21 protein-coding genes are annotated in these 20,474 nt (G+C 73.7%); 8 read left to right on the top strand and 13 right to left on the bottom strand.

Features of this window, described 5'->3' with window-relative positions:
* Positions 1-82: 82 nt before the first annotated feature.
* On the bottom strand, positions 83-1,300 hold the full coding sequence (locus tag MXD57_RS14595; protein ID WP_250401836.1) for an FAD-dependent monooxygenase: 1,218 nt from the start codon (positions 1,298-1,300) through the stop codon (positions 83-85).
* 341 nt (positions 1,301-1,641) lie between these two features.
* Between MXD57_RS14595 and melC1 the strand changes: the two genes are divergently transcribed.
* Both melC1 and melC2 read left to right on the top strand, forming a co-directional pair.
* Positions 1,642-2,016, top strand: a complete 375-nt coding sequence (gene melC1 / locus MXD57_RS14590) for an apotyrosinase chaperone MelC1 (protein WP_250401835.1) — start codon at positions 1,642-1,644, stop codon at positions 2,014-2,016.
* Between the two features lie 36 nt (positions 2,017-2,052).
* A complete protein-coding gene (gene melC2 / locus MXD57_RS14585) occupies positions 2,053-2,874 on the top strand; it encodes a tyrosinase MelC2 (protein ID WP_250401834.1) in 822 nt (273 codons plus the stop codon).
* A 30-nt stretch (positions 2,875-2,904) separates the two neighbouring features.
* Here the strand turns inward: melC2 and MXD57_RS14580 are convergent, their stop codons facing one another.
* From MXD57_RS14580 to MXD57_RS14570, 3 genes are all read right to left on the bottom strand, one after another.
* On the bottom strand, positions 2,905-3,609 hold the full coding sequence (locus MXD57_RS14580; RefSeq protein WP_250401833.1) for a ribonuclease H family protein: 705 nt from the start codon (positions 3,607-3,609) through the stop codon (positions 2,905-2,907).
* A 46-nt stretch (positions 3,610-3,655) separates the two neighbouring features.
* Positions 3,656-4,450 (bottom strand): VOC family protein, encoded by a 795-nt coding sequence (locus tag MXD57_RS14575; RefSeq protein ID WP_250401832.1) that lies wholly within the window; start codon positions 4,448-4,450, stop codon positions 3,656-3,658.
* Positions 4,451-4,555: 105 nt separating this feature from the next.
* Entirely contained in the window at positions 4,556-5,038 is a 483-nt protein-coding gene (locus MXD57_RS14570) for a VOC family protein (protein ID WP_250401831.1), read from the bottom strand.
* Positions 5,039-5,161: 123 nt separating this feature from the next.
* Here MXD57_RS14570 and MXD57_RS14565 point away from each other — a divergent pair, with 123 nt between their 5' ends.
* Positions 5,162-6,367, top strand: a complete 1,206-nt coding sequence (locus MXD57_RS14565) for an epoxide hydrolase family protein (protein WP_250401830.1) — start codon at positions 5,162-5,164, stop codon at positions 6,365-6,367.
* Between the two features lie 19 nt (positions 6,368-6,386).
* Here the strand turns inward: MXD57_RS14565 and MXD57_RS14560 are convergent, their stop codons facing one another.
* Complete coding sequence (locus MXD57_RS14560; protein ID WP_308290756.1) at positions 6,387-6,797, bottom strand: helix-turn-helix domain-containing protein; 411 nt, start codon at positions 6,795-6,797, stop codon at positions 6,387-6,389.
* Positions 6,798-7,080: 283 nt separating this feature from the next.
* Here MXD57_RS14560 and MXD57_RS14555 point away from each other — a divergent pair, with 283 nt between their 5' ends.
* Positions 7,081-7,968 (top strand): RNA polymerase sigma factor SigF, encoded by an 888-nt coding sequence (locus MXD57_RS14555; RefSeq protein WP_250401829.1) that lies wholly within the window; start codon positions 7,081-7,083, stop codon positions 7,966-7,968.
* A 130-nt stretch (positions 7,969-8,098) separates the two neighbouring features.
* Here the strand turns inward: MXD57_RS14555 and MXD57_RS14550 are convergent, their stop codons facing one another.
* Both MXD57_RS14550 and MXD57_RS14545 read right to left on the bottom strand, forming a co-directional pair.
* On the bottom strand, positions 8,099-8,548 hold the full coding sequence (locus tag MXD57_RS14550; protein WP_250401828.1) for an ATP-binding protein: 450 nt from the start codon (positions 8,546-8,548) through the stop codon (positions 8,099-8,101).
* A gap of 124 nt (positions 8,549-8,672) precedes the next feature.
* Positions 8,673-9,989 (bottom strand): DUF6777 domain-containing protein, encoded by a 1,317-nt coding sequence (locus tag MXD57_RS14545; protein ID WP_250401827.1) that lies wholly within the window; start codon positions 9,987-9,989, stop codon positions 8,673-8,675.
* A gap of 129 nt (positions 9,990-10,118) precedes the next feature.
* Between MXD57_RS14545 and MXD57_RS14540 the strand changes: the two genes are divergently transcribed.
* Entirely contained in the window at positions 10,119-11,399 is a 1,281-nt protein-coding gene (locus MXD57_RS14540; protein WP_250401826.1) for a streptophobe family protein, read from the top strand.
* Positions 11,400-11,602: 203 nt separating this feature from the next.
* Here the strand turns inward: MXD57_RS14540 and MXD57_RS14535 are convergent, their stop codons facing one another.
* The 4 genes from MXD57_RS14535 to MXD57_RS14520 all read right to left on the bottom strand — a co-directional run bounded on the left by MXD57_RS14535 (position 11,603) and on the right by MXD57_RS14520 (position 16,003).
* Positions 11,603-12,562 carry a serine/threonine-protein kinase gene (locus MXD57_RS14535; protein WP_250401825.1) on the bottom strand — a complete coding sequence of 320 codons (960 nt, stop codon included), beginning with the start codon at positions 12,560-12,562 and terminating at the stop codon, positions 11,603-11,605.
* Complete coding sequence (locus MXD57_RS14530; RefSeq protein ID WP_250401824.1) at positions 12,562-13,116, bottom strand: hypothetical protein; 555 nt, start codon at positions 13,114-13,116, stop codon at positions 12,562-12,564. Before MXD57_RS14530 ends, MXD57_RS14535 begins: the two co-directional genes overlap by 1 nt.
* Positions 13,113-15,461 (bottom strand): ABC transporter ATP-binding protein/permease, encoded by a 2,349-nt coding sequence (locus MXD57_RS14525; protein ID WP_250401823.1) that lies wholly within the window; start codon positions 15,459-15,461, stop codon positions 13,113-13,115. Before MXD57_RS14525 ends, MXD57_RS14530 begins: the two co-directional genes overlap by 4 nt.
* Before the next feature lie 131 nt (positions 15,462-15,592).
* The gene (locus MXD57_RS14520) at positions 15,593-16,003 is read right to left on the bottom strand and encodes a hypothetical protein (RefSeq protein ID WP_250401822.1); all 411 of its coding nucleotides are present in this window, start codon (positions 16,001-16,003) and stop codon (positions 15,593-15,595) included.
* A 311-nt stretch (positions 16,004-16,314) separates the two neighbouring features.
* Between MXD57_RS14520 and MXD57_RS14515 the strand changes: the two genes are divergently transcribed.
* Complete coding sequence (locus MXD57_RS14515; protein WP_250401821.1) at positions 16,315-16,689, top strand: nuclear transport factor 2 family protein; 375 nt, start codon at positions 16,315-16,317, stop codon at positions 16,687-16,689.
* A 147-nt stretch (positions 16,690-16,836) separates the two neighbouring features.
* On the opposite strand, the gene MXD57_RS14510 is transcribed toward MXD57_RS14515, so the two are convergent.
* Positions 16,837-17,829, bottom strand: a complete 993-nt coding sequence (locus MXD57_RS14510) for an aldo/keto reductase (RefSeq protein ID WP_250401820.1) — start codon at positions 17,827-17,829, stop codon at positions 16,837-16,839.
* 111 nt (positions 17,830-17,940) lie between these two features.
* Between MXD57_RS14510 and MXD57_RS14505 the strand changes: the two genes are divergently transcribed.
* Entirely contained in the window at positions 17,941-18,831 is an 891-nt protein-coding gene (locus MXD57_RS14505; RefSeq protein ID WP_250401819.1) for a LysR substrate-binding domain-containing protein, read from the top strand.
* A gap of 55 nt (positions 18,832-18,886) precedes the next feature.
* Complete coding sequence (locus MXD57_RS14500) at positions 18,887-19,402, top strand: mycothiol transferase (protein WP_250401818.1); 516 nt, start codon at positions 18,887-18,889, stop codon at positions 19,400-19,402.
* On the opposite strand, the gene MXD57_RS14495 is transcribed toward MXD57_RS14500, so the two are convergent.
* Positions 19,384-20,454 (bottom strand): adenosine deaminase, encoded by a 1,071-nt coding sequence (locus tag MXD57_RS14495; protein WP_250401817.1) that lies wholly within the window; start codon positions 20,452-20,454, stop codon positions 19,384-19,386. The genes MXD57_RS14500 and MXD57_RS14495 overlap by 19 nt on opposite strands.
* Between the last annotated feature and the right edge of the window lie 20 nt (positions 20,455-20,474).

Below are 20,474 nucleotides of genomic sequence, written 5' to 3'. Positions count from 1 at the left end.
CGGCACTCCTGCGGCGCGTGAGAACGTCGGTGAACAACAATTCACCATATCGGGTGAATAGCCATTCACCAACGCCTCCGGATCAGCGCCGGCCGCCCGCCGCCCTGGAGTGCAGGGCACGGGCCGCACGGGGACCCAGCCAGCGCTTCAGCCTGCGCAGCACCTCCAGCCGGCCGGCCGCCTTGTCGATGCCGTAGTAGAGCTGCGGCGGGACGTGCGGCAGCAGCGGGGAGTGGCGCTGGCCGAGCAGGGCGAACATCCGGTGCGCGGGCAGCTCGGCGTAGCGCGGCAGGTTCTCGTACCACCGGGCGCTGTAGCGGGCCGCGCTCTGCGCCGAGAGCAGTTCGGACCGGCGCCGCCGTTCGTAGGCGTCCAGCGCCTCGGACAGGCAGGTGTGCCGGCGCAGGGAGCCGGCGAGGCACATGGCGTCCTCCAGCGCGAGGGTGGTACCCGCGCCGATGGAGTAGTGGGTGGTGTGGGCGGCGTCGCCGAGCAGGACGAGGTTGCCGTGGCGCCAGGTGCGGTTGGTCAGGGTGCGGAAGGCCGGCCACGGCGCGCCGCCGCCCGCCGGGGAACGGTCGACGAGGGGGTGGCCGTCGAGCACGCCGGCGAAGAGCCGCTCCAGCAGCGCGAGCCCCTCCCCCCGGTCCGCCCGGTCCAGACCGAGACCGCCGAGGGTGTCCGGGGCGCACTCCACGACACAGGTGCTGTGACCGTCGCCGTAGGGGTAGCCGTAGGCCCAGATCCAGCCGTGCCCGCTCTCCACGAAGGCGAAGGTGAAGGCGTCGAAGACCTTGGTGGTGCCGAGCCAGGCGTAGCGGTTGCGGCCCTCTTCCAGCCGGGTGCCGAAGTGGCCGGCGCGCCGGGTGCGCAGGGCGCTGTTGACTCCGTCGGCCGCCACGACCAGGTCGGCCTCCGGCAGGGCGGCCGCCGGGACCTCGCTGGCGAACTCCAGTCGCACACCGAGGGAGCGGGCGCGTCCGGCGAGGATCTCGAGCAGGCGGTGGCGCCCGATGCCGTGGCCCTCGTCGCCGGGCTGCCGGGCCACCTGGCCGCGGATGTGCGCCACGCCCCGGTTCCAGCGCACCGAGCTCTCCTCGATCGCGCGGGCGGACTCGGGGTCGTGGGCGTGCAGCCGGTCGAGCAGTCCGCGCCAGTAGGTGACGCCCCAGCCGTAGGTCGAGCCCTCGGGGTCGCGTTCGTGGACGGTGACGTCGTGGGACGGGTGCTGCCGCTTGAGCAGGATGGCGAGGTACAGGCCGGCGGGCCCGCCTCCGACACAGACGACCTTCACGCGCACACCCCTGACAGTTACTCAAAGTACTCGAATGACTTCGCAGGGTAGCAGCAGGGTGAGCGCGGGACGGCTCGCCGATCGCGCCAGTCTGGCGCGGTGACCGGGGCCACTCGGACGGCCCACCGGCGGGAAGGATGACCGCGCCCCCGTCCACGCCCGCAAGGAATTTCCCGTTCCGCCGCGACTCGGACGGTCGTCACGGCAAGATCATCTTGGTTCAAACTTGCACGTCATGTGGGCAATTGTCCGGATCGTAGCCAACCGGTTCCGGATGATTTCTCCCTCTCCCCGGGAGCCCGATAGGCATGCGGAGTCACCACTCGCTCCCCCGCAGGAGGACCCGCATGCCCGAACTCACCCGGCGCCGCGCGATGACCACGGCGGCCGCTCTCGCCGCCACCGCCTCGGCGGCCACACTCCTCGCGCCCGCCGCACCGGCCGCCGAACACCACCACGGCGCACCGGACTCCTTCGACGAGGTCTACAAGGGCCGCCGGATACAGGGCCGTCCGTCGGACGGCGGCGGCCGTCACCACGAACACGGCGGCGGTTACGCGGTGTTCGTCGACGGCGTCGAGCTGCACGTGATGCGCAACGCCGACGGGACCTGGATCAGCGTGGTCAGCCACTACGACCCGGTGCCCACCCCGCGCGCCGCCGCCCGTGCCGCGGTGGACGAACTGCAGGGCGCGGAACTGCTGCCGTTCCCCGCCAACTGACCGCCCCCACCAGGACTTCTTCGGAGCGCCACGCACATGACCGTACGCAAGAACCAGGCCGATCTGACCGCCGGCGAGAAGCGCCGGTTCACCGGCGCCGTCCTCGAACTCAAGCGCAGCGGGCGCTACGACGAGTTCGTCCGCACGCACAACGGCTTCATCATGTCCGACACCGACACCGGTGAGCGGACCGGCCACCGCTCCCCGTCCTTCCTGCCCTGGCACCGCCGCTTCCTGCTGGAATTCGAGCGGGCGCTGCAGGCGGTCGACCCCTCGGTGGCCCTGCCCTACTGGGACTGGAGCAGGGATCGCACGGTGCGCGCCTCCCTGTGGGCGCCGGACTTCCTGGGCGGTACCGGCCGCGCCTCGGACGGCCGGGTGATGGACGGCCCGTTCGCCGCCACCACCGGCGACTGGACGATCGGCGTCCGGGTGGACGGCCGTTCGTTCCTGCGGCGCTCGCTGGGCACCGGCGTGCGCGAACTGCCCACACCCGCCGAGGTCGAGTCGGTGCTGACGATGCCGGTGTACGACATGGCGCCGTTCAACAGTGCCTCCGACGGCTTCCGCAACCACCTGGAGGGCTGGCGCGGGGTGAACCTGCACAACCGGGTGCACGTCTGGGTCGGCGGCCAGATGGCCACCGGTGTCTCCCCCAACGACCCCGTGTTCTGGCTGCACCACGCCTATGTCGACAAGCTGTGGGCCGAGTGGCAGCGCCGGCACCCGGACTCGGGGTACGTGCCGGCGGGCGGGACGCCGGACGTCGTCGATCTGAACGAGCCGATGAAGCCCTGGAACGACGTGCGTCCGGCCGACCTGCTGGACCACACGCGGTTCTACACGTTCGACCGCTGACGCCCGGCAGGGGCCGCGGGGCCCGGCCGCTCAGGCGTCCGCGGTGCGGCACTCCGGGTGGCCCCAGCCCTGCGCGTTCTTGGCGATGGACTCACCGGCCGCGTAGGAGCGGCCGCACAGGCAGCGGCCGGGGAACTTCGCCTTGATGGTGCGGGAGGAGGAGCGGGCCGCCGCTCCGCCGCCGGTGCGGCGCGGTGCCTTCCTGCGCGCCGCACCGGCCACCGGCGTGTCGGGGGAGGGCGGGGGCTCCGGGGAGCCGAGCGCGCTGCCGGCGGCCTCCTGGACGGTGGCGGCCTGACTGGCGGCGCGGTCGGCGAAGTCGTTCAGCGGGTCGCCGTCCACCTGGTGGGCGGCGACGTGGCGGAACTCGACCGACCGGCCGTCGAGCAGCGCGTCGATGCGCACCACGAGGTCCTGGTTGGCGACCGGCTTGCCGGCCGAGGTCTTCCAGCCGTTGCGCTTCCAGCCGGGCAGCCAGGTGGTGACCGCCTTCATCGCGTACTGGGAGTCCATCCGGACCTCCAGCGGCACGTCCGGGTCGACGGAGGCGAGCAGCCGCTCCAGAGCGGTCAGCTCGGCGACGTTGTTGGTGGCCCGGCCGAGCGGGCCGGACTCCCACCGGGCCGCGGTCCGCTCGTCGTCGGAGACCACCCACGCCCATCCGGCCGGTCCCGGGTTTCCCTTCGAAGCCCCGTCGCACGCGGCCACCACACGTTCACGCATACGGCCGATCATGCCACGGCGGCGGCGGCCGCCGGACCCGGTGCCTCCCGGCGGCGGGTCAGTCCTCGGTGATCTGCGGCATCTCGCCCTCGGTTGTCTTGACGTCGATCACCGAGAAGTTGGCGCCCTGCGGATCGCTGAGTGCCGCGAACCGGCCGAAGGGGCTGGTCATGGGCCCGAAGTGCAGGACGGCGCCGAGCCCGGACGCCCGGGCCACGGCCGCGTCGCAGTCGTCGACGGTCCAGTAGACGTTGATGTACGACGGCACCTCCGGCGGGAAGTCGTCGGTCATCCGCATCCGGCCGAGGACGGTGTCCTCACCGATGTCGAACATGCGGAAGTCGATCGCGTCGTCCGCGATCCGCTTCGCCCGGTACGGGAAGACCGCGGTCAGGAAGTCGTCCGTGCGCTCGGGGTCGCGGGTGAAGACCTCGGCCCAGCAGTAGGCACCGGGCACCGCCGTGGCGTCGAAGCCCTCGTGGCTGCCGGCCTGCCACACGCCGAAGACGGCGCCGGCGGGTTCGCGGGCGAGGCACATGGTGCCGAACTCACCGATCCGCATCGGCTCCATCAGCACCTCGCCGCCGTTGTCCCGGATCCGCTCCGCGGTGGCGGCGGCGTCCGGCGAGGCGAAGTACAGGCACCACTGCGACTGGCCCTCCTGGCCGGGCATGGGCGGCACCACGGCGGCCACCGCCTGGTCGTCGGCGTAGGCCTGGGTGTAGTTGCCGTACTCCGACGACGACTCGCCGAAGGTCCAGCCGAGGACCTCGCCGTAGAAGTTCTTGGCGGCCTCGAGGTCGCCGAACATCGCGTCGGCCCAGCAGGGCGTTCCCTCAGGTTGCACGGCCATGGTCGCGGCCCTCTCCGCTCGGCTGATCCGCGTCGGTCCGCCCCCGCACAGAACGCTAGTCATCCCGCGCCCGGCGCGCGCGCCGGGCGCGGGACACCGACGGCGCTACCGCCCCTCGTACGCCGCGTCCAGCGCGGCGACGTCCAGCCTGCCCATGCTCATCATGGCGCGGGTGACCCGCTCGGCCCTCTCCGGCTCCGGGGCGGAGACCATCTCGCCCAGCCGGTCGTAGACGACCTGCCAGGAGACTCCGTAGCGGTCCGTGAGCCAGCCGCAGGGGCCGCCCTCGCCGCCGTTCTCGACGAGCCGGCTCCAGTAGTGGTCGATCTCCCGCTGGTCGGAGCAGTGCACCTGGAACGAGATCGCCTCGTTGAACGTGAACTGGGGACCGCCGTTCAGGGCGACGAACCTCTGCCCGTTGGCCGTGAACTCCACGGCCATCACCGCGCCGGCCTGCCCGGGGCTGCCCTCGGGGTAGCGGCTGATCCGGCCGACGCTCGAGTTCTTGAAGACGGAGACGTAGAACTCCGCCGCCTCCTCGGCCTGACCGTCGAACCAGAGACACGTGATGAATCCGTCCGTGTGCATGAGTACCTCCCGGGGCGTGGAACGGCGTTCACCTGAGAGGACCGATGCTCCGCCCGGAACTCATCGGTGGGGGCCGCGAACGGTCCGCGCGGGTGAACGGGGCCCGCGCGTAGCATCCCGATCATGACCTCCCCATCCGTCGGGCACATCCGGCCCTTCCACCTGTCGGTCCCGCAGAGCGACCTCGACGACCTGCACGAACGTCTCGACCGCACCCGATGGCCCGCGGAACTGCCGGACGCCGGGTGGGAGTACGGGGTCCCGCCCGGCTATCTGCGGGAGCTGGCCGGGTACTGGCGGCACGAGTACGACTGGCGTGCGGCCGAGGCGCGGCTGAACGAGTGGCCGCAGTTCACCACCACCGTCGACGGCGCCACGATCCACTTCGCGCACCTGCGCTCCCCGGAGCCGGACGCCACCCCGTTGATCCTCACCCACGGCTGGCCGGGCTCGGTCGTGGAGTTCCTGGACGTGGCCGGGCCGCTCGCCGACCCGGTGGCCCACGGCGGCGACGCGGCCGACGCCTTCCACGTCGTCGTGCCCAGCCTGCCCGGTTTCGGGCTGTCCGGGCCCACCTCGGAGCCGGGCTGGGAGGCGGGGCGGGTGGCGGACGCCTGGGCGGAGCTGATGCGGCGGCTGGGGTACGAGCGGTTCGGCGCGCAGGGCGGCGACTGGGGCGCGGCCGTCTCCCGCGAGCTGGGCCGCGCCCACCCGGACCGGGTGACCGGCGTCCACCTCAACCTGCTGCCCGGCGCCCAGGCCGCCACCCGGCCCACCGAGGAGGAGCTCGGCACGCTCGCGCCGCAGGAACGGCAGAGGGCGCTCAGGTCGTGGAACGGGTGGGAGGAGTGGTCGCGGGAGGGCACGGGATACGCGGTGCTCCAGTCCACGCGCCCGCACACCCTCGCCTACGGGCTGACGGACTCCCCCGTGGGCCAGCTCGCCTGGATCGTGGAGAAGTTCCGGGAGTGGACCGATTCCAAGGAGCTGCCGGAGGAGGCGGTCGACCGGGACCGGCTGCTGACCAACGTGATGCTGTACTGGCTGACCGGTACGGCCGGCTCGTCCGCCCGCATCTACTACGAACGCGCGCACGCCACCGGCCGCGCCGCCCGGCCCGCCGACCCGTCGACGGTGCCCACCGCGCTTGCCCTGTTCCCGGCCGAACTCCAGATCCCGTTGCGCCACAAGGCGGACCGGACCGAGAACATCGTGCGATGGACGGAGTTCGACCGGGGCGGGCACTTCGCGGCCATGGAGGAACCGGACCTGCTCGTCGGCGACGTCCGGGCGTTCTTCCGGGGACTGCGCGGCAGCGCGGCCGTGTGACCGGACGGGCCGGGTCCGGTCAGGCCGCCAGGCAGAGGCCGCCGTGCGGAGCCCGGCCTCCGGTGCGGGGGGCCGCTCCGGTCCGGCGGATCAGTTCGGACCCGGTGCGCGACAGGAGGTCACCGAGTCCCAGCCCGAGGGCGCGGGCGGCGGCCGCGAGGACCTCGGAGGAGGCCTCCTTGCGGCCGCGTTCGATCTCCGACAGGTAGGGCAGGGAGATCCGGGCCGCGTCGGCGACGTCCCGGAGCGTGCGCTCCTGGGCCTGCCGCTCGCGGCGCAGCACGTCCCCGACCAGATCGCGCCACAGGGGCTCGGCGGGCACCGGTTCCGGCGCTCCGGAACCGGCCGGCCGAGCACCGCCGGCGTCCGGGCGCCGGGGCTCGCGGCGCAGGGGGATGGCACGGGCCTCTTCGCTCACCTGGTCGGTCACCCGTTCAGCCTAGGGGGTCCCTGCACCAGGAGCGTCCGATCAGGGCACGTGGGCCGTGCCGTGCATCGCGGGGCGCCGGACCGCGCGCCGCTTCACCCCGGCGCGAAAACCGGCCGGACCGGGACGGGCATGCATCGGATCACCGGGGGTATCCGCCGCGTGAGCACCGTGAGCAGGTATGCGTACCCGGATTACGGGTATGCGGGGGAGACGCGACATGCACAGGGATCGGACCCCGGTCCGATGCGGCAGGCTCGAACCGTGACTGACGTGGGGAGAGGAAATGACAACCGCCGGGATCCGGTCGGAGGCAGAGGTCGTCGAGAGGACCGAGCTGGGGAGGGCGGACGAGGCGTCGCTGCCCGGCATCGAGAACCCGGCTTCCGTCGCGCCGCGTGACGCCCGGGAGCTGTCCCGCCAGTTCTTCCGCCGGCTGGCGGAGCTGGAGGAGGGCACGCACGAGTACCAGTACGCGCGCAACACCCTCATCGAGATGAACATGTCCCTGGTGCGGTTCGCGGCCGGCCGCTTCCGCAACCGCGGTGACGACATGGAGGACATCGTCCAGACCGGCATGATCGGCCTGATCAAGGCCATCGACCGGTTCGAGCTCGCGCGCGAGGTGGAGTTCACCTCCTTCGCGCTGCCGTACATCGTGGGCGAGATCAAGCGGTTCTTCCGTGACACCACCTGGGCGGTGCACGTGCCCCGGCGGCTGCAGGAGATGCGCGTCGAGCTGGCCCGGGCCCGCGAGGAGCTGTCGAGCCGGCTGGACCGGGACCCGACGGTCGCCGAGCTGGCCACCCTCATGAACATCTCCGAGAACCAGGTGGTCGAGGCCCAGCTCGCCTCCAACGGCTACAACTCCGCCTCGCTGGACGCGGCGCTCACCGGCGACGGCCCCGAGGACGGCGAGGCCGTGCTCGCCGACTTCATCGGCGTGGAGGAGGAGGGCCTGCGGCTCGTGGAGGACTTCCACGCGCTGGCCCCGCTCATGAACGAGCTCAGCGACCGCGACCGGCAGATCATCCACATGAGGTTCGTCGAGGAGGCGACCCAGGCGGAGATCGGGGAGCGGCTGGGCTGCTCCCAGATGCACGTGTCCCGGCTGATCAAGCGGATCATCACCCGGCTGCGCCAGGGGATGCTGGGCGAACTCGGCTGCGCCTGACGCGGACACCCCCTGACACCGGCATCCACGACGTGGGCCCGGGCGCGCCGAGCGCCCGGGCCCACGTGCGCCGTCCGGGGTTCCGCCGCCCGCGGGAACCGGCCCCGCCTCGGGGCCGGTTCCCGCGGGTTCAGCGCAGCTCGACCCGTGCGGACACGCGCTTGCCCACCGGTACCCGCTCCACGGTGACCTCCGCCGCCACCGCGTGCACGATCTCCAGACCGTGCCGGCCCACCCGCTCGGGGTTCTTCGGATAGTGCCGGGGCAGGGTCGCGCTGCTGTCGCAGACCGCGACGGTGACCGACGAGTCGGTGCCCTCGAGCTCCAGGACGTACGGGCCGCTGCTGTGCCGGTCGGCGTTGGTGACCAGCTCGCTCACGACGAGGAGCAGCTCACCGTCGGTCCGGTCGTCGATGCCGGCGCACCACTCGTGCCTGAGCCGCTCCAGGAACCGGGCCGCGAACGCCCGTGCCTCGGCGATGCAGCCGGGTGCGCCGGTGTAGTGCGCGGCACGTCTCAGCGGCTCCACGGGTACGTCGAAACCAGTCGGTACCACTGCCCCGCCCAGGTACTCGGTCATGCGTGTCTCTCTCGGAAGGCCCGCTCCGGCCGCTCACTGTTGCACCTGTCCTCGTACCCGGAGCCGGGCACGGCAGTCCCCCCGGTGCGTTCGCCCACCGCGCACAGCCTGCCATGCCCGCCGGTCATGCCGCCTGCCGGGTCCCGCCGGGCGGCCCCGAGGGCGCGGACCGGGCCGGCTCCGAGCCCGGCGCGGAGGGAGCGGACGGCGCGGACGAGGAGGCTCGCGACGGGGGGCCGGAGGACGTCGGACCGGTCGGGGGAGCCCCGGTCGAGGGTCCGGAGGACGGCGCCTCGGTCGGAGGCGGCGGGGACGGCGGACGCGAGGAGGACTCCGGGGACTCCCCGGACGACGGCGGCCGCGAACCCGAGCCCGACGGAGCCGGGGAGGACGAGGGCGACCCGGACGGATTGCCCAGCGTCGACGTCGGCGGGCAGGGCCGGCCCGAGGTGCCGGTCGCCCCGGGTGACGCGCACCCGGCCGGCGGCATCCACGGGTGGGTGTCCTTCGGGGGCACGGTGTGCTCGTCGTGGCGGCCGGTGTCGTCGCCGGACTCACGGCGGAACCAGTCGTCGCCCCGGGGGTCGTAGATCACGAAGGCGTCCACGGCCGCCGGGGCGGGCGTCACCACGACGACGTCCGACGGCCGGTAGGAGGCCCAGCGGTCGCCGGTCAGCCGCACGGTGCCGCGCTGCGCGACCGGCGGGGTGAGCGGGTTGCCGCAGGCGCAGCGGGCGCGGGGCACGCCGCGCCCGTCGACCAGCACCGCGGTGCCGGCCTGGAGGACCGCCTGGAAGCCGGTGGCGCGGCCGTCGCGGTAGCCGTGGTTGGTGACCCGGGTGTCGGCGCGCAGCGTGACCGGGGTGAGCGACCGCAGGAAGGCGGGGACGGCGGACGGCCGGACGCCGGCCGCGGCGGCGTAGGCGCGGTTCCTCGCCGGGTCGGCCCGCAGGGCCCCGATCTGCTTCTCCACGTCGCAGCTCGGGCGGTTCCTGACCCCGCTGTAGAGCCCCGGCGCGCCCCCGTCCACCCCCCGCACCGCGTTGGCGGGCGCGGAGGGCTCCGTCGGGGTGCCCGGTGCGGACGTCGCCGGTGCGGAGGTCGGCGCGCCCGCCTCCCGCACGGTCGACGCCGTGAACGGATCCGGGCCGGTCTGGCCCGCCGGCTGCAGGAAGATCTCGCCGCCCCTGGCGGAGGAGCCCGTCCCGGAACGGGTGAGGACCACCGCCAGGACGGCGACCGCGACCACCGCCGCGGTGAGCGCGGCGACGCGCGGAGCGGACTTCCACCACGGCCGGTGCGGTCCCCCTCCCCCGGCCGGCGGGCCGGAGCCGCCGCCCGGCGGCGGTGAGGGTGGTCCGGTGGGTGGCCGGGAGGATCCCGACAGCGGGCCGGAGGGCGGCCCGGTCGGACGGCCGGAGGACGGAGGTTCGACGCTCACGAGCACTTCTTCCCGTCGCGATCACGGCTCATATCAGATTGTGTGCTCCGGCCCCCCGGCGCTCGCAAGCCGGAGCCGGACGGCTCATCCGGCGGGCGAGGTGCTCCGGCCCTGCCTAGCCTGACGAGGGTGACCCCTGTGACCGCCGCCGCACGGCCCGCCGCCCGCCCCGGCTGGGTCCGGGCCGTGGTGACGGTGCTGTCGGCACTGGCCGTGATGTTCGTCCTCGCGGCCGCCGGGCTGTGGGCGGCCGGTGCCACGGGGCTGCCCGACGGCGCGTTCGCCCGGGTGGTGGCCGCGACCGTGGTGACGGCGGTCGGCGGCACGCTCGAACTCACCGGCGACGCGGGACCGCTCGCGCGCACCGGGGCCGGTCTCACCGTGATGCCGCTCTCCGTGACCCTGGCCGGCGCCCTGGTGATCGGCGCGGGCTTCCTGCGGCCCCTGCGGCACCGGGCGGTCGTCCCGGGCGGGGAACTGGCCGGCTGGGCCGCCCGGCTGGCGCTGCTCTGGCTGCTCGCGCTGATCGGTCTCGGTCTCGCCGCCCGCCGGACCTTCGCGGTGGACGTGGGCGAGGGCACGCTCAGCGACCTCACCGACCTGTTCGGTGGGGCGCCGACGGTCGGGTTCACCACCGATGTGCCGCTGACCGTGGTGTTCGGGCTGCTGTGGCTGGCCGGGGTGCTGCTGCTGGCCCTGCTGGTGGTGCCCGGCGCGCCGCTGCCCGGACGGCTGCTGCGGCTGCGCGAGCCGGTACGCCCGGCCGCGCACGCCGTGGTCCTGCTGCTGCTCGGCTACGTCGTCGTCGGCCTCGTCGTGGCACTGGTGTCGGCGGCGACGCGCGGGCACCCCGCCGAGACGTTCGCGGTGATCCTGCTCGGTCTGCCCAACCTGGCCTGGCTCGCCCTCACCCTGGGCCAGGGCGCCACCTGGAACGGCCGGGTGGACGGCCCGTTCGGGCTGCCGATGCCCGAGGTGCTGGACCACGTCCTGCGCGCCCCGGACGTCGCCACGCTGAACCTGCGCACGCTCACCGGGCGGGACGGCGGGATGTGGTGGCTGCTGGTCGCCCAGGTGGTGCTGACGTCGGCGGTGGCCTTCCTGATGGCGGCACGGTGCCCGGCCGGGGTCCGGGCCTGGCAGCACGCGGTGCGCCTGGCCGTCGCCCTGGCCCTGACGGTCCTGGCCGTCTGTCTGCTCTGCCGGATCTCGGCGCACTACGGACTGTCGCTGCTCGGCATCGGCGACCTGGGAGGCGGGCTGTCCGGGGAGTTGTTCCTCAGGGCCCGGCTGTGGCAGGCGGTGGGCCTGGGCGCGCTGTGGGGGCTGGCCACCGGCTTCCTGGGCGCGCTGCTGGCCCGGCCGGTGCACCGGCCGGGCCGGGCAGACGTCCCCGAGGGCCCGGCCTGACCGGACCGGGGCCGGGCCGAGGCCTTCCCGTGGTCCGCCCGCCGGGCGGCCACGCGGCCCCGGGTGCGAGCTCCGGGGGCCGCGGCGCAGGCCGAGGACGCGCCGGGCCGCGGGCCCCGTACGGGCGTACCCGGATCGCGGACGGGCGCGGCGGGAGTGCGCGCACGGCGTCGCGGGGCCGGGCGGGAGCCCGGCGGCTGGGCCTACGGCCCGGCGGCGGGGAAGACCGGGCGGGCCCATCCCGGGGGCGGCCGGGGCCGGACCGGCGCCGGGCGGTCCGGGGCGGTGGCGGCGGGGGCGGCGCGCAGGGCGGCGACGAAGTCGAGGCAGGTGTCGTAGCGGGCGTCCGGGCTCTTGGCGAGGGCCCGGGCGAAGACCGCGTCGACGCCTCGGGGCAGGCCGGGGCGGACGGCGCCGGGCGGGGTGGGATCCGCGTACTGGTGGGCCCACAGCAGGGCCATGTCGTCCTCGCGCTGGAACGGCGGGCGGCCGGTCAGGGTCTCCTGGACGACGCAGGCGAGGCCGTAGACGTCGCAGCGGCCGTCGACGGGCCGGCCGGAGATCTGCTCCGGGGCCACGTAGTCGAGGGTGCCGACGAACTGGCCCACGCTGGTGAACCCGGTCAGGGACAGCGACTTCTTGGTCAGCCCGAAGTCGGTGAGGTAGACGTGCTCGGGGTGGTCGCTGTCGGTACCGCGGGCGATCAGGACGTTGCCGGGTTTCACGTCCCGGTGGACCAGACCGTGTTCATGGGCGGCGTCCAGCGCGGACGCCACCTGGGCCGCGATGCGCACGGCGTCGGCGAAGGGCAGCGGTCCGCGCTCGTCGAGCAGATGGCGCAGGTCGCTGCCGGGCACGTAGCGCATGGCGATGTAGAGCACCCCGTGCGTCTCGCCGGCCTCGAAGACGGGCACGATGTGCGGATGGTCGATGGCGGCGGCCACCCGGGACTCGTGGGTGAAGCGCTTGCGGAAGGTGTCGTTGCGGGACAGTTCCGGGGCGAGCAGCTTGAGCGCGACGGTGCGGTCCAGGCGCAGGTCGCGGGCGCGGTAGACGACGGCCATGCCGCCGCGGCCGATCACGCTCTCCAGCAGGTAGTCCGCCACCCGGTGTCCGACGAGTTCCGGGGGCCGCCCCGAGGAGACATCCGCCCGGCCCGCCATCAGGACTCACCCCCGGGGGCGGCGTACCGGGTGGGGGCGTGGTCGGGCTGCGTGCCGCCGGTGGCCGGGCGCTCGGCGGCGTAGGTGTGCAGCCGGCGTCCGTCGCCGTACATCCATCGGCCCTCGTCGGGGTCGTAGACCCACATCGACTCGCCGTCGACCACGATCCCGATGCGCAGCGCACGGGTGCGGTCCTCGAAGGCACGGCCGTCCAGCCCGCCGTCCGCGAGTTCGCGGACGGCGGCCCGGTAGCCGGCCAGGGCCCGTTCGGCCCGGGCCAGCAGCGGCAGCGGGTCCGTGGTGCCGGCGGGCGGGTCACCGGCGGCGGGCGGGTCCCGGGGCACGGCGACCAGATAGCGGCCGTCGACCCAGGCGGCCCAGCCGTTGGCGCAGCGGATGTGCCCCCAGTCGCCGAGCCGTTCGACGAGTTCGACGGGCAGCAGCGGGTCGAGGGCCACCGTGGGGCGGGCCGGGTCCGGGGCCTCCCAGGCCGGCATGCCGTCGGGCGGCACGACGTGGGTGGGCCGGAACGCGGCGGCGCGCTGTCCGCTCATCGGGCCGCCCGCCTCCGCATCACGACGGGTTCGTGCCGGCGCAGCAGCGGGACGACCAGCAGGCCGTAGAGGACGGAGAGCACCAGGAGCATGCCCAGGTCCATCAGCCAGATCCCGGCGGAGTGGCGGAACAGCGGATCGGCGGTGACGGTGCCCGGCACGATCCGGGCCAGCCCGATGGTGCCGGCCATGGCGCCGAGCGCCCATCGGGCGGGCACCAGCCAGGACAGTTGTTCCAGGCCGGGCACGCCGTGCAGCGGGAGCAGGGCGCCGCAGAAGACGACCTGGACGATGGCGAGGAGCACCAGCAGCGGCATCGTCACCTCCTCCTTGCGCACCAGCGCGGAGACCAGCAGACCGAGCATCATCGCGGTGAAGGCCAGCAGCGCGACGGCGAGGGTGATCTCGGCCAGCGGTGGCAGCAGGACACCCCGGCCGCCGGGCGCGTTCAGGTCGACGCCGAGCAGGGCGACCTGGGTGAGGACGACGGCCTGGACGACGGTGACGGTGCCGAGCACCACCACCTTGGACATGAGATAGGCCGATCTGGGCAGGCCGACGGCGCGCTCGCGCCGGTAGACCGCGCGTTCCTTGACGAGTTCGCGCACCGCGTTGGCGGCCCCGGTGAGTACGGCGCCGACGCACAGGATGAGGAGCGCGTTCATCGCGGTGTCCCGGGTGAGCCGGCTGCCGGCCAGGGCCCGGGCCATGGCACCCATGACGAAGGGCAGCGCGATCATCACGGCGAGGAAGGTGCGGTCGGCGGCGAGGACGGCGGTGTAGCGGCGCACGAGGGTGCGGAGCTGGGCGCCCCAGCCGCGCGGGCGGAGCGGTGGCACCGGCACGGCCTGCGGGGCGGAGGGCAGGCGGGGCTGGGTGCCGTCCTCCGTGACGTAGTACCGGTGGAACGGGGAGTCGCGGTACTCCCCCGCCCAGTCGCGGTCCTCGTCGCGGTCGAAGGCCTCGAAGGCCTCCGGCCACTGCTCGAAGCCGAAGAACGCGAGGGCGTCGTCGGGCCGGCCGTAGTAGGCGATCCGGCCGCCGGGGGCGAGCACCAGCAGGCGGTCGCAGACGTCGAGGCTGAGCACGCTGTGGGTGACGACGATGACGGTGCGGCCGTCGTCGGCGAGGCCGCGCAGCATGTGCATCACGGAGCGGTCCATGCCGGGGTCGAGTCCGGAGGTCGGCTCGTCGAGGAAGAGCAGGGACGGTTTGGTCAGCAGTTCCAGGGCCACGCTGACCCGCTTGCGCTGGCCGCCGGAGAGGCTGTGCACCGGCTGGTCGGCCCGCGTCCCGAGGCCCAGCTCCCCGATCACCTCGTCCACCCGGGCCCGCCGTTCGGCCCGCGCGGTGTCGCCGGGGAAGCGCAGTTCGGCGGCGTAGGAGAGGGCGGCGCGTACGGTGAGCTGGGGGTGCAGGATGTCGTCCTGCGGGACCAGGCCGACGCGCCGGCACAGTTCCGCGTAGTCGTGGTAGAGGTCGCGGCCGTCGTACAGGACGGTGCCGTGATCGGCGGGACGCTGTCCGGTGAGGGCGCCGAGCAGTGTGGACTTGCCCGAGCCGCTCGGCCCGACGACCGCGAGCAGGCACTTCTCCCCCACCGGGAAGGAGACGTGGTCGAGGATGACCTTGCCGCCACCGACGGTGACCGTGAGGTCCTGCGCGTCGAGCGAGACCTCGCCGGTGTCCACGTACTCCTGCAGTCCGTCGTCCACCAGGCAGTAGGTGATGTGGCCGATGCCGACGAGGTCGCCGGGCCCGATCGGGGCCTGGGTGACGGGGGCGCCGTCGAGATAGGTGCCGTTGTGGCTGCCGAGGTCGACGATCTCGTAGCTGCCGTCGGCGTGGGCGCGCAGTTCGGCGTGGTGGCGGGAGACGGTCAGGTCGTCGACGACGAGGTCGTTGTCCTCGGCCCGGCCGATGCGGATGGTGCGCACGGGCAGTGGACGGACACTGCTCGGAGCCCGGTAGGTACCGGTCAGCTCCGGGTGCGAGACGGCCGACGGGCCGTGCGCGGCGGGCCCGGGCGGGCCCACGGGGACGGCGCGGGGGCCGTCTGAGGGGTTGCCGAAGCGGATGACGCTGCCCGGGCGGACGTCCCACTCCTCGATGCGCCGGCCGTCGGCGTAGGTGCCGTTGGTGCTCTGCGCGTCCCGCAGGGTCCAGCGGTCGTGGTCGCAGCGGAGCACCGCGTGGTGCCACGAGACCCGGTCGTCGTCGAACACGATGTCGCTCAGCGGATCACGCCCGACGTGGTAGTCGTGGCCGGGGTTCATCACCGTGGAGCCCGCGTCGGTCTCCAGCACGAGTTCGGGTGCCGCCGGGGCGATTGGCCGCTCCGCCATGTGCAGAATTGTACCGATTGGGCCGTTCGTGTGCCCGGGCGGCCGGGCACACCTGGCGGGTGACGCGTGGAGCGTGCCGGGCGGCGGGGCGGCGGGCGCCGCGCGCTTCCTGCCGGGCCCGCGGGCGGGCGTCAGGCGACGGGCACGACGAGCGCCGGGAGGGTGCGCTGCATACGCAGCGCGTCCACCGACTCGGCGAGCAGTTCGTACTCGGTGGTGTCGTCGCTGGCGGCGATCCGCACCAGCCGTCCGCCCGCCAGTTCCTCCGCGATCAGCTCCTGCCGGGCGCCGTCGGCGCACCAGGCGCGCAGCAGGGCGGGCACGTCGGCCACCGTCTCCGCGACCGGGACCAGCGCGGCCGCCGGGAAGGCGGGATCCCGCGGGCTCGGATCCAGCCGCTCGGCGATCCAGGACGCCCGGTCGCGCAGCCACCACAGGGCCAGGGGCAGCGTGGGCGCGCGGTAGGTACCGAGCGGAACGCCGATACGCCGCCCGCCGCACGTGCCGTACGCGGTGACATGGCACAGGAATTCGTCGTGCACGCTCACTCCCCCGTCGCCTCGCTGGTGTGCCGGCCGGCCCTCGCTCTCGGTGCGGCTCCTGTGCGGTGAAGTGCCCCTGCTCATCGAGTATCGCCACTCCCGAAACACTGTCACCATGACTTTCCGGCCAGTCTCCTGGCATATTCATCGCGCTTTGTGGCCGAAATAACCCGGGTATACGGAGGCGCGTCATTACCCGGGAGGTAATCGACCGGGCCCGCGCGGCTCGGGCATGGTGGTCACACCGGATCGGCGAATCCCGGATCCGGTTTCCGACCAGCGATGACGACCTCTATGGAGGCTGATTCACCATGTCCGTGAACTACGAGGGTGCCGTCGCCCGTTACTTCGAGGCCTGGAACGCCGTCGAGCCGGAGGCCCTGCGCAAGGCCGTCGCCGCGGCCTGGACCGAGGACGGCGGCTACACCGATCCACTGGCCGAGGTGCGCGGGCACGAGGGGATCGCTGCCGTGATCACGGCGGTCCACGAGCAGTTCCCCGGCTTCGTGTTCCGTCCGCACGGCGCGGTGGACGGGCACCACGACATCGCCCGCTTCGGCTGGGAGCTGGTGAACGAGCGGGACGGCTCGGCCCCGGTCGCCGGGTTCGACGTGATCACCCTGGACGGCGAGGGCCGCATCCGGCAGGTGCTGGGATTCCTGGACCGGGTCCCGCCGGAGGTCTGAGGCCGCGATCGGCGACGACGCCGGTGCGGAGTTCCGCGGCGGGAATTCCCAGCGAATGCGCGGGCGGTACCGCGCGGAAATCGCGGCCCGCGGCGCCCCGGGACCGGCGGCCGGACGCGCATGGTCCGGCCGCCGGTTCCGGTGTTCTCAGCCCTTCACGACGGCGTCGATGCGCGCCAGCTCCTCGTCGTCGAAGTCGAGTCGGCGCACCGCCCCGACGCTGTCCTCGAGCTGCCGCGGGCTGCTCGCACCGACCAGCGCGGAGGTGACCCGGCCGCCGCGCAGCACCCAGGCCAGGGCCATCTGGGCCAGGGACTGCCCACGGGACCTCGCGATCGCGTCCAGGGCGCGCAGCCGGCCGACCAGGTCCTCGGTGACGGCGTCCGAGTTCAGGAACGGGCTGTCGCTCGCGGCCCGGGAACCCTCCGGGACGCCGTCGAGGTAGCGCCCGGTGAGCAGGCCCTGCTCCAGCGGGGAGTAGACGACGGACCCGGCCCGCAGCTCGTCCAGGGCGTCCAGCACGCCCTCGTCCTCGGGGCGGCGGTCGAGCATCGAGTAGCGCGGCTGGTGGACGAGGAGCGGGGTGCCGAGATCGGCGAGGATCCGGGCCGCTTCGCGGGTCTGCTCGGCGGAGTAGTTGGAGACGCCGACGTAGAGCGCCTTGCCCTGGCGCACCGCCGTGTGCAGGGCGCCCATCGTCTCCTCCAGCGGAGTGTCCGGGTCGAAGCGGTGCGAGTAGAAGATGTCGACGTGTTCCAGGCCCATCCGCCGAAGGCTCTGGTCGAGAGAGGACAGCAGGTACTTGCGCGAGCCCCATTCGCCGTACGGGCCGGGCCACATCAGGTAGCCGGCCTTGGTGGAGATCACCAGTTCGTCGCGGTAGGGGGTGAAGTCGGCCTTCAGTGCCTCGCCGAGCGCGGACTCCGCGGCACCGGGCGGCGGGCCGTAGTTGTTGGCCAGGTCGAAGTGGGTGACGCCGAGGTCGAAGGCACGGCGCAGGATGGCGCGCCGGGTCTCGGCGGGCCGGTCGGGCCCGAAGTTGTGCCACAGGCCGAGCGACAGCGCGGGGAGCTTCAGACCGCTGCGTCCGGCGCGCCGGTAGGGCATGTCCGCGTAGCGGTCGGGGTGTGCGGTGTACAACGCGACTCCAGAGGGATGGACACAAGATCTACCGGTTCCACCCTTCACCGGACGCCGGGCAGCGGTCCAACAGAAGAATCCGATGCGATTCAGCGGATAGGCTTCTCAATCATGGAACTGCGCCATCTCCAGCACTTCGTCGCGGTCGCCGAGGACCAGCACTTCACCCGGGCCGCCGAGCGCCTCCTGGTGTCCCAGTCCGGTCTGTCGGCCTCGATCCGGGCGCTGGAGCGCGAGCTGCGGGCGCCGCTGTTCGTGCGGACCACCCGCCGGGTGACGCTCACCGAGGCGGGGCGCGCGCTGCTGGTGGAGGCCGAGCGGATCCTGGCGCAGGTGCGCTCGGCGCACGAGGCGGTGGCCGCGGTGCAGGGCGTGCTGCGCGGCACGCTGGCGCTGGGCACCGAGCAGTGCATCGCCGGGGTGCACGTGGCGGGGCTGCTGGCGGCCTTCCGGCGCCGGCATCCGGACGTGGAGATCCGGCTGCGGCAGGCGGGCTCGGGGGCACTGGCCGAGGAGGTGGCCGCGGGGCGGCTGGACCTGGCCTTCGCCTACCGCACCCAGGCCGACACCGACCAGCTCCGCTCGGTGTCGCTGACCGGTGAGCCCATGACGGTGCTGTGCCATCCCAGCCACCGGCTCGCCGCGACCGGCGCGGTGCTCGTGCCGGACGACCTGGCCGGCGAGGTGTTCGTGGACTTCCACCCGGACTGGGGCCCGCGCCGCACCACCGACGCCGCCTTCGCCGCCACCGGTCTCCGGCGCACGGTCGCGCTGGAGGTCAACGACGTTCACAGCCTGCTGGACCTGGTCGACGAGAACCTCGGCATCGCCGTCGTGCCGCGGCACTTCCGGCACAAGCGCCCCTCGCTGACGGCGCTGCCCGTGAAGGGCGCGGTCCAGGCGGAGTACGAGACCGTCGCCCTGCTGCCGCCGGAGCGCGCCACCAGCCCCGCGGCCCGGGCCCTGGTCACACTCCTGGCCGCGGACGGCGGGGCGCCCTGACGGCAGGGGCGCGCCGGTCGGGCGGTTGCGGGCGCGATGCGCGATGGTGGACGTCATGCACGCCAAGGACATCCTCATCGACGGCTACGGCCGTGTCCGGGAAGAAGTCCACGCCGCGATCGAGGGCCTCGGACCCGACGAACTGCACTTCCGTCCGGCGCCCGGCGCCAACTCCGCCGCCTGGCTCGTCTGGCACCTCGCCCGGGTGCAGGACGACCACGTCGCCGACGCCTTCGGCCTCGACCAGGTCTGGCTGTCCCAGGGCTGGGAGAAGCGCTTCGGGCTCGGCCTGCCCCGGCACGACACCGGTTACGGGCACGGCCCCGAGGAGGTCGCGAAGGTTCGGGTCGAGTCGGCGGAACGGCTCACCGGCTACTACGACGCCGTCCACGAGCGGACCCTGGGCGCCCTGCGCGGCCTCGCCGCCAAGGACCTGGAACGGATCGTGGACGAGCGCTGGGACCCGCCGGTCACACTGGGCGCGCGCCTGGTGAGCGTCCTGTCCGACGATCTCCAGCACGTCGGACAGGCCGCCTACCTGCGGGGGCTCGCTCAGAGCGCGGCCGCGTAACCCGGCAGCACCACGTCGTCGATGAGCGCCCTGCGCTCGTCGAACGGGATGAACGCGCTCTTGAGAGCGTTCACGGTGACGGTGCGCAGGTCCTCCACCGTCCAGCCGGCCTCCTCGACCAGCAGGGACATCTCCCGGGTCATGGTCGTGCCCGACACCAGGCGGTTGTCCGTGTTGAGGGTGACCCGGAAGCCGAGGTCCTTCAGCGCGGTGATCGGGTGCTCGCCGATCGAGCGGGCGCAGCCGGTCTGGAGGTTGGAGGTCGGGCACATCTCCAGCGGGATCCGGCGGTCGCGCACCCAGCCGGCCAGCCGGCCGAGCTTGCCGTCGACGATGTCCTCGGTGATGCGCACACCGTGACCGATGCGCTGGGCGCCGCACACCTGCAGGGCCTGGTGGATGCTGGGCAGGCCGTGCGCCTCGCCGGCGTGGATGGTGAACGGCACGCTCTCGCGGCGCAGGTGCTCGAAGGCGGCCAGGTGGTCGGCCGGCGGGAAGCCGTCCTCGGCGCCGGCGATGTCGAAGCCGACGACACCGGCGTCGCGGTGGGCGACGGCCAGGTCGGCGGCCTCGCGGACGCGGTCGAACATCCGCATGCCGCAGAGCAGGGTGCCGACGCGCACCGGGGTGCCGGCGGCCGCCGCCTTGGCCATACCGGCGGCGAGACCCTCCTGCACCGTCTCCACGACCTCGCTCATCGACAGCCCGCCCCTGGTGTTCAGCTCGGGGGCGTAGCGCACCTCGGCGTAGACGACACCGTCGGCGGCGAGGTCGAGGACGTACTCCTCGGCGACCCGCAGCAGGCCCTCGCGGTTCTGCATGACGGCGAGGGTGTGCTCGAAGGTGGCTATGTAGCGCACCAGGTCGCCGGAGTTGGCGGCCTCGACGTACCAGGCGGCGAGCTCGTCGGGGTCGGTGGTGGGCAGGGTGTGGCCGACCGCGGCGGCGAGGTCCACGACGGTGGCGGGGCGCAGGCCGCCGTCGAGGTGGTCGTGCAGGACGGCCTTGGGCAGGCGGCGGAGGAGGGCGGAGTCTACGCGCGTAGCGGTCATGGTGGTTCTTTCCTAGGGCA

The organism is Streptomyces cellostaticus, from assembly GCF_023630175.1.
GTDB lineage: Bacteria > Actinomycetota > Actinomycetes > Streptomycetales > Streptomycetaceae > Streptomyces > Streptomyces cellostaticus_A.
Note: the sequence above shows the minus strand (reverse complement) of the source record. Positions and strands in the feature narration are given on the sequence as shown.

Excerpts from the sequence above, each read along its gene's own strand:
- MXD57_RS14570 (WP_250401831.1), bottom strand. The coding sequence starts at position 5,038 with ATGCACACGGACGGATTCATCACGTGTCTCTGGTTCGACGGTCAGGCC.
- MXD57_RS14575 (WP_250401832.1), bottom strand. The coding sequence starts at position 4,450 with ATGGCCGTGCAACCTGAGGGAACGCCCTGCTGGGCCGACGCGATGTTC.
- MXD57_RS14535 (WP_250401825.1), bottom strand. The coding sequence starts at position 12,562 with ATGGCGGGCCGGGCGGATGTCTCCTCGGGGCGGCCCCCGGAACTCGTC.
- MXD57_RS14580 (WP_250401833.1), bottom strand. The coding sequence starts at position 3,609 with ATGATCGGCCGTATGCGTGAACGTGTGGTGGCCGCGTGCGACGGGGCT.
- MXD57_RS14495 (WP_250401817.1), bottom strand. The coding sequence starts at position 20,454 with ATGACCGCTACGCGCGTAGACTCCGCCCTCCTCCGCCGCCTGCCCAAG.
- MXD57_RS14505 (WP_250401819.1), top strand. The coding sequence starts at position 17,941 with ATGGAACTGCGCCATCTCCAGCACTTCGTCGCGGTCGCCGAGGACCAG.
- MXD57_RS14515 (WP_250401821.1), top strand. The coding sequence starts at position 16,315 with ATGTCCGTGAACTACGAGGGTGCCGTCGCCCGTTACTTCGAGGCCTGG.
- melC2 (WP_250401834.1), top strand. The coding sequence starts at position 2,053 with ATGACCGTACGCAAGAACCAGGCCGATCTGACCGCCGGCGAGAAGCGC.
- MXD57_RS14550 (WP_250401828.1), bottom strand. The coding sequence starts at position 8,548 with ATGACCGAGTACCTGGGCGGGGCAGTGGTACCGACTGGTTTCGACGTA.
- MXD57_RS14525 (WP_250401823.1), bottom strand. The coding sequence starts at position 15,461 with ATGGCGGAGCGGCCAATCGCCCCGGCGGCACCCGAACTCGTGCTGGAG.
- MXD57_RS14565 (WP_250401830.1), top strand. The coding sequence starts at position 5,162 with ATGACCTCCCCATCCGTCGGGCACATCCGGCCCTTCCACCTGTCGGTC.
- MXD57_RS14530 (WP_250401824.1), bottom strand. The coding sequence starts at position 13,116 with ATGAGCGGACAGCGCGCCGCCGCGTTCCGGCCCACCCACGTCGTGCCG.
- MXD57_RS14500 (WP_250401818.1), top strand. The coding sequence starts at position 18,887 with ATGCACGCCAAGGACATCCTCATCGACGGCTACGGCCGTGTCCGGGAA.
- melC1 (WP_250401835.1), top strand. The coding sequence starts at position 1,642 with ATGCCCGAACTCACCCGGCGCCGCGCGATGACCACGGCGGCCGCTCTC.
- MXD57_RS14555 (WP_250401829.1), top strand. The coding sequence starts at position 7,081 with ATGACAACCGCCGGGATCCGGTCGGAGGCAGAGGTCGTCGAGAGGACC.